Genomic DNA, 6,336 nt, shown 5'->3' with positions numbered 1-6,336 from the left:
AGGACGGCATTGCCGATCTTTACCTTGAAGGCACCGAACAGCATCGCGGCTGGTTCCATTCCTCGATGCCGCAAGCCTGCGGCACCAAGGGCCGCGCGCCCTATCACGGTGTGCTGACCCATGGCTTCACGCTCGACGAAAAGGGCATGAAGATGTCCAAATCGCTCGGTAATACCGTCGCCCCGCAAGAGGTGATCGACGAATACGGTGCGGATATCCTGCGGCTCTGGGTGGCGCAGTCGGATTACACGGTCGACCTGCGCATCGGGAAGGAGATCCTGAAGGGGACGGCGGACAGCTATCGCCGGCTGCGCAATACGATGCGCTTCCTGCTGGGCAACCTCGCCGGGTTTTCTGAGGCCGAAAAGGTCGCGCCCGCCGACATGCCGGAACTGGAACGCTGGGTGCTGCACCGGCTGGCCGAACTCGACCATACCGTGCGCAAGGGTTATGCGAAATACGACTTTCAGGGCGTGTTCCAGACCCTCTTCACCTTCGCGACGGTGGACCTCTCGGCGGTCTATTTCGACATCCGCAAGGACGTGCTTTATTGCGATGGAGAGGACAGCCCGACCCGCCGCGCTTCGCGCACGGTGCTCGATATCCTCTTCCACCGGCTGACCACCTGGCTGGCCCCGATCCTTGTCTTCACGATGGAGGATGTCTGGCTCTCGCGCTTTCCGGGTGATGCCGGATCGGTCCATCTGGAGGATATGCCCGAAACGCCCGGCGACTGGCTGGATGAGCCCTTGGCCCAGAAATGGGACAGCATCCGCCGCGTCCGCCGGGTGGTGACGGCAGCTTTGGAGGTGCAGCGCACGGCCAAGGTGATCGGCGCCAGCCTTGAGGCGGCACCGGTGGTGCATGTCGAGGATGCCGAGGTGCTGAAAGCGCTGCGGTCGGTGCCCTTCGCCGATATCTGCATCACCTCCGCCATCAGCCTGACCGGCGACCCGGCCCCGAATGAGGCCTTCCGCCTGCCCGAAGTGCCGGGCGTCGGCGTGGTCTTTGAGACAGCCGAGGGCGAGAAATGCCAGCGCTGCTGGAAGATCCTGCCCGATGTCGGATCGCATGGCCACGCTGGCACCTGCGCCCGCTGCGACGCGGTGTTGGGCTGAGACTGGCCTTGGCTGCCTTTTAAAAGAAACCGGGTGGGCGCGACATGTCGGGCCTGCTTACCCCGCTTTGGCCCCTGTTCCGCCGGGCAGCAGCCACGCTTCCAGAAGTTCCGTCAGCATCTCCTGCAACGTCTGCTCGTGATAGAGCTCGCAGAAATGCAGCGCGGTCACATGCATCAGGAAGGCTTGCACCCCGGATGAGAGCAGTGCGGGCGTGACATCCTTGCGGAAGGGGCCAAGCGCAAGCCATTGGCTGAGCACTTCATCGGTACGGGCGAAGGTCTGGGCGATGGGGCCGGTCTCGGCCCTGCTGGCGGCACCCGAATAGCGCAGGATCAGGTCAAAGACATAGCGTTCGGAGGTCATCTCGGCGATCAGCGGGTTCAGTGCCGCGATGATCGCCGGTATGTCGGCAGGGGGGGGCAGGGCTTCGATCCGGTCAAGCTGGGCATCGCCCCGGGTGCCGATCAGACGTTCGAGCAGCGCCTCCTTGTCGCGGAAATGGGCGAAGAACGTGCCCTTTGCGACGCCCGCGCGCTGCACCACTTCCTCGACCCGCATCGCCTCGTATCCCGCCTCGGCAATCACCTCTTCGGCCGCCGCGATCAGTCGCGCGCGGGTCTCAAGGGTTCGCTTCTGGACAGCCCGTGCCATGAGGCTGTCTAGCGCATGAATTGACCGTGGTCAAATTTAATATTGACCATGGTCATTTTTGTTCATAAATATGACCGCGGTCAATTTTGGGAAAGAATCATGCAGGCAAAACGGATCTTCATCCTCGACGGACACCCCGCCGCGACCTCGCTGTCGCGCAGCTTTGCCGAGGCCTATGCAAAGGCTGCGCGGGCTGCCGGTCACGAGGTCAGGATGGCCCATCTGAGCGCCATGGAGTTCGATGCCGATTTTGGTCAGGGCAGCTTCAGGGAGTGGAAGCCGCTGGAGCCGGTCCTGGAGACCGTGATGCAGGATCTGTCATGGTCCGACCACTTCGTTCTGGCGATGCCGATGTGGTGGGGCAGCCTGCCGGCCAAACTCAAGGGGCTGATCGATCGCACCTTCCTGCCCGGAACGACCTTTGACACCCGCGTCACCAACAGCATCGGCATGCCCGCGCCGCTTCTGACCGGGCGCAGCGCGCGGGTCATCGTGACCTCGGATACGCCCGGCTGGTTCCAGCGGCTGAGATATCGCAATGCGCTGATCCATCAGTTGCGCAGCCAGGTCCTTGGATTTGTCGGCATCCGCCCCGCGCGGTTCACCTGGTTTGCGGGTGCAAGCCAGCCGGGCGAAGGAGCCGTGGGACGCTGGGCGCGGGAGGTGGAAGGTCTGGGCGCGCGGGCTGCATGAAGGAGCGGGGCGTCACGCCCCGTCCCAGAGGCCGAAGCGTTCGCGCAACCGATCCCGTGTTTCCCCGATATCGTCGATCAGATGGTCATCAGGCCGAGTCAGAAGGGCGCGGACCCGCGCGCGCCCCACGCGGGAGGCGCGCCAACGGGCCAGCAGGCGCAGGAGGCGATCGGTCCATCGCAGAAGGGTGGTCCGGTGGGCCGGGGTGGTCGTGTGGCTGGACATGCTTGCCTCCCTCCTGTCTGGCACCCGATTGTGGGGCGTGGAGTTAAATCAAACAAACGAATAGATATTATGATTGGTATCAGATAGATTGATACCATGATCCAGCCGCCCGACAGCGATCTTCTGCGCAGTTTCCTTGCCATCGCCGAGGCGGGCAGCGTCACCAGTGCCGCGGACCGGCTGGGGCGCACACAATCGGCGGTCTCGATGCAGATCGCCCGGCTGGAGGAAAGCCTTGGCCAGAAATTGTTCAACCGGTTGCCGCGCGGCGTGGTGCTGACGGCGCGCGGGCAACAGCTTCTGCCCTATGCCCGCCGCATCACCGGGCTGATCGAGGAGGCGGCTACCGCGCTCCGCTCCCGTCCGCTGAATGGGCCGGTCCGGATCGGCATTCCGCAGGATTACAGCGAAACCATCCTGCCCGGCGTTCTGGCCGGTTTTGCCCGCGCTTATCCGGAAGTCGAAGTGGCGGTGCGGCTCGACTATTCCGAACCGCAGATGGCAGCGATGCAGGCGGGCGATCTCGACCTCGCTGTTGTGTTCGAATGGCGCAGCGGAAAGACACGGGGAGAGGTTCTGGGGGTTGAGCAATCGGTCTGGGTCACATCTGATCGCCATGAGCAGCATTTGCAGCACCCCTTGCCGATTGCGACCTATTTCAACTCGGAGTGGTGTGCCCAGCATATGATCCCGTCGCTGGAGCGGCACGGGCTGGAGCATAGGGTGGCATTTGAATGCGATACGGTCGGCGGATTCTTTTCGGCCGTTCGGTCTGGCCTTGCAGTGGTCGCCCTGTCGCGCAGCACGATCCCGGACGGCTGCCGGGAACTCACACCTGCCGAGGGCTTCCCGCCCATCGATTCCGCCCGCGTCGTGCTCTATCGTAACCCGCGCGGCAGCTCGCCCGCGATCGAGGAGCTGGCGGCGATGATCCGCAGGGCGTTCGGACCGGCAGGAGGTACGGCATGATGCAAAGGAAGGCGTTCGACAGCCCGCTTGGCCGGATGGTCCTGACCGAAGAGGGTGGGGCGATCACGCGGCTCGACTGGGGTGGGGATGCGCCGGATGATGGTGATTCAGCCCTGCTTGATGAGGCTTGCCGCCAGTTGGCCTTGTATTTCGACCAGAAGCGCGAGGCATTCGACCTGCCGATTGCCTTCTCTCCCGGCCTGACGGGCGATGTACAACGCGCGATGTGTGCGATCCCTTTGGGTGAAACGCGGACCTATGGTGATCTGGCCAAGGCGCTCGGTGTGCCGGCCCAGGCCATAGGTCAGGCCTGCGGGGCCAATCCGATCCCGGTCATCGTCCCCTGTCACCGTATCCTCGGCGCGTCCGGTTTGGGCGGGTTTTCAGCGCCGGGCGGGGTGGAGGCCAAGGTGGCGCTGCTGAAACATGAAGGGGCTGCATCCCTGCTGATCTGACTGCGCGATCAGGCCGGGACCGGCCGTGGCAGGCGGCGATAGGTGAACTCCGCCGTTTCAGATGACGTTTCCTCTGCCAGAAGCGCATCAAGCCGGGCGCGGCCGGGGGATTTGCGGCAGACCGGATCGGTCGCCGCCGGATCGCCAAGCACCGCCATCGCCTGACAGCGGCAGCCGCCGAAATCGACGTCGCGCCGGTCGCAGGTCTGGCACAGGTCCGGCATCCAGTCGGTGCCCCGGAAGGCCGCGAAAGCGGGGCCGCGATACCAGATGTCCTTCAGCGCCGTCGTGGCCACGTTCTGGAACACCAGCCCCGGGATCGTCTGCGCCGCGTGGCAGGGCAGGACCGTCCCGTCGGGCACGATGTTGAGGCCGGTGGAGCCCCAGCCGCCCATGCAGGCCTTTGGGAAGTCGGCGTAATAATCCGGCGGCACGAAGTCGATGACCAGCCGTCCGGCATGGCGCGTGCGGGCCTCGGCCACGATGCGCTTTGCCTGATCGACCTGATCGCGCGAAGGCTGCAGGGCGGCGCGGTTTTTCAGCGCCCAGCCCTGAAACTGCACGCAGGCCACCTCGATCCGCCTTGCGCCGAGCGTCAGCGCAAGGTCGATCGTCGCGGGCAGGTCATTCAGATTGTGCCGGTGCATCACCGCGTTCAGCGTCAGCGGGATGCCGAGATCGGCGATATGTCCTGCAAGTTCCATCTTGCGGTCGAACCCGCCCTTGTAGCCACCGATCCGGTCGGCAATCTCGGACCGCACGCCCTGCACCGAAAGCTGGATATGGTCGAGCCCGGCCGCCACCAGCGCTTCCAGCCGCGCCCGGGTCAGGCCGATGCCCGAGGTGATGAGGTTGGTGTAAAGTCCCGCCTCACGCGCGTGGCGCACCAGATCCTCCAGATCGCGGCGCGAGGCCGGTTCGCCGCCCGAGAGGTGCAGTTGCAAGACGCCAATTTCGGCCGCCTCGCGGAAGGCCCGTGCCCATATATCGGTTGATAACTCGGTCTCTTTCACCATCAGTTCCAAAGGGTTGGAGCAATAGGGGCAGGCCAGCGGACAGCGATGCGTCAGTTCCGCCAGCATCGCGATGGGGGGTAGGGCGCGCGGCTCAGCCATCGGTCAGATCCACCAGCCGTTTGTCAGCGAGGTCTTGCAGGAACTCCGCCACATCCGCGCTGACCTGATCTTCGGGGGCACCGAACCGCGCCGCCAGATCGCCTGTGATCCGGGCCACAGAGCGGCTGCCATCGATCTCTTTCAGGATCACCGCACCGATCTGGTCCAGCATCAGCGCTGTTTCGGGCCCCAGCAGCACCTCGGCCCGGCGCACCCGGTCATGGTGCAGCCGTACGCCGCGCGGCAGGGTGGGGATCGCGGCGGGGGTCATGCCAGCCCCTCGCCAGGCTGCCAGGCGCCGGGCGGGATACGGCCCGGTGCCACATAGGCCGAATAGAGCGCATCAAGCTGGGACCAGAGGACATCGGTCTTGAAGGTCAGCGCCGCCGCCGCCGCGTCCTGATCGGCCGGGGTTACGGCATGGTCGAGCACCCAGCCAAGCCCGAACTGTACGTCCTTCGGGGCCTCGTCCAGCCGGTGGCGGAAATAGCTGATCGCCTCGGGGCTGGCGAAATCGTAATGCTCCAGAAGCCCCGCGATCCGGTCGGCATGGATTTTTGGTGCGAAAAGTTCGGTGAGAGACGAGGCGACCGCCTTCAGCATCGGCTCATCGCGCACATAGCGCACATAGGCATCGACCGCGAAGCGGGTGGCAGGCAGGACGCCCTTTGCCGAGGCGACATAATCAGGGTCGAGTCCCACGGCGGCGGCCAGTTTCAGCCAGCGGGCGATGCCGCCTTCGCGCGTGTCGGTGCCGTCGTGATCCTCGATCCGCGACCGCCAGCTTCGGCGCAGGGCGGGGTCCTCGACCCGGCTGAGGAAAGCTGCGTCCTTCATCGGGATGCGGCTTTGGTAATAATAACGGTTCACCACCCAGGCGCGGACCTGATTGATGTTGCAGCCGCCCGAATGCAGGAGCGTGTGGAACGGATGGCGGTCGTGATAGCGCTCATCGCCGATCTTGCGGAGACGGGCCTCGAATGCGGTGCGGGTCGTCATCTCGTTCATAGCCGAAACTCCATTCCATCCCGGGCGATGGTCCAGCCCGCATCCGTCACTGCCTTTGCCTCTGACCCACCCGGCTGCAGCGCGGGGTTGGTATTGTTG

At 64.8% G+C, this 6,336-nt stretch carries 9 protein-coding genes; 4 read left to right on the top strand and 5 right to left on the bottom strand.

Going from position 1 to position 6,336, the window contains the following annotated elements:
• Positions 1-1,118 (top strand): class I tRNA ligase family protein (locus WBB85_RS20090; protein WP_432640360.1); only part of this gene is annotated, 1,118 nt, incomplete at its 5' end.
• Between the two features lie 57 nt (positions 1,119-1,175).
• Here WBB85_RS20090 and WBB85_RS20085 read toward each other — a convergent pair.
• Entirely contained in the window at positions 1,176-1,772 is a 597-nt protein-coding gene (locus tag WBB85_RS20085) for a TetR/AcrR family transcriptional regulator (RefSeq protein ID WP_432640359.1), read from the bottom strand.
• A 99-nt stretch (positions 1,773-1,871) separates the two neighbouring features.
• On the opposite strand from WBB85_RS20085, the gene WBB85_RS20080 reads away from it, so the two are divergent.
• Positions 1,872-2,465: an NAD(P)H-dependent oxidoreductase gene (locus WBB85_RS20080; RefSeq protein ID WP_432640358.1), complete on the top strand. Its 594-nt coding sequence runs from the start codon at positions 1,872-1,874 to the stop codon at positions 2,463-2,465.
• Between the two features lie 12 nt (positions 2,466-2,477).
• Here WBB85_RS20080 and WBB85_RS20075 read toward each other — a convergent pair whose 3' ends face one another.
• On the bottom strand, positions 2,478-2,690 hold the full coding sequence (locus WBB85_RS20075; RefSeq protein WP_432640357.1) for a hypothetical protein: 213 nt from the start codon (positions 2,688-2,690) through the stop codon (positions 2,478-2,480).
• A gap of 96 nt (positions 2,691-2,786) precedes the next feature.
• On the opposite strand from WBB85_RS20075, the gene WBB85_RS20070 reads away from it, so the two are divergent.
• A complete protein-coding gene (locus WBB85_RS20070) occupies positions 2,787-3,659 on the top strand; it encodes a LysR family transcriptional regulator (protein ID WP_432640356.1) in 873 nt (290 codons plus the stop codon).
• Positions 3,659-4,114 carry a methylated-DNA--[protein]-cysteine S-methyltransferase gene (locus WBB85_RS20065; RefSeq protein WP_432640362.1) on the top strand — a complete coding sequence of 152 codons (456 nt, stop codon included), beginning with the start codon at positions 3,659-3,661 and terminating at the stop codon, positions 4,112-4,114. Before WBB85_RS20070 ends, WBB85_RS20065 begins: the two co-directional genes overlap by 1 nt.
• An 8-nt stretch (positions 4,115-4,122) precedes the next feature.
• On the opposite strand, the gene pqqE is transcribed toward WBB85_RS20065, so the two are convergent.
• Genes pqqE through pqqC form a run of 3 tightly spaced genes read right to left on the bottom strand, consistent with a single transcriptional unit; the run spans position 4,123 to position 6,228 of the window.
• Entirely contained in the window at positions 4,123-5,229 is a 1,107-nt protein-coding gene (pqqE, locus tag WBB85_RS20060) for a pyrroloquinoline quinone biosynthesis protein PqqE (RefSeq protein ID WP_432640355.1), read from the bottom strand.
• Positions 5,222-5,500 (bottom strand): pyrroloquinoline quinone biosynthesis peptide chaperone PqqD, encoded by a 279-nt coding sequence (pqqD, locus tag WBB85_RS20055; protein WP_432640354.1) that lies wholly within the window; start codon positions 5,498-5,500, stop codon positions 5,222-5,224. The genes pqqE and pqqD overlap by 8 nt, the downstream gene beginning before the upstream one ends.
• Positions 5,497-6,228, bottom strand: coding sequence for a pyrroloquinoline-quinone synthase PqqC (gene pqqC, locus WBB85_RS20050; RefSeq protein ID WP_432640361.1), 732 nt, complete (start codon positions 6,226-6,228; stop codon positions 5,497-5,499). The genes pqqD and pqqC overlap by 4 nt, the downstream gene beginning before the upstream one ends.
• Positions 6,229-6,336: the final 108 nt, after the last annotated feature.

Source organism: Albidovulum sp. (assembly GCF_049646345.1).
Lineage (GTDB): Bacteria > Pseudomonadota > Alphaproteobacteria > Rhodobacterales > Rhodobacteraceae > Albidovulum.
This window is presented reverse-complemented; position numbering and strand designations above follow the sequence as displayed.

Coding starts and splice junctions, on each gene's coding strand:
- WBB85_RS20085 (WP_432640359.1), bottom strand. CDS start 1,772: ATGGCACGGGCTGTCCAGAAGCGAACCCTTGAGACCCGCGCGCGACTG.
- WBB85_RS20080 (WP_432640358.1), top strand. CDS start 1,872: ATGCAGGCAAAACGGATCTTCATCCTCGACGGACACCCCGCCGCGACC.
- WBB85_RS20075 (WP_432640357.1), bottom strand. CDS start 2,690: ATGTCCAGCCACACGACCACCCCGGCCCACCGGACCACCCTTCTGCGA.
- WBB85_RS20070 (WP_432640356.1), top strand. CDS start 2,787: ATGATCCAGCCGCCCGACAGCGATCTTCTGCGCAGTTTCCTTGCCATC.
- WBB85_RS20065 (WP_432640362.1), top strand. CDS start 3,659: ATGCAAAGGAAGGCGTTCGACAGCCCGCTTGGCCGGATGGTCCTGACC.
- pqqE (WP_432640355.1), bottom strand. CDS start 5,229: ATGGCTGAGCCGCGCGCCCTACCCCCCATCGCGATGCTGGCGGAACTG.
- pqqD (WP_432640354.1), bottom strand. CDS start 5,500: ATGACCCCCGCCGCGATCCCCACCCTGCCGCGCGGCGTACGGCTGCAC.
- pqqC (WP_432640361.1), bottom strand. CDS start 6,228: ATGACGACCCGCACCGCATTCGAGGCCCGTCTCCGCAAGATCGGCGAT.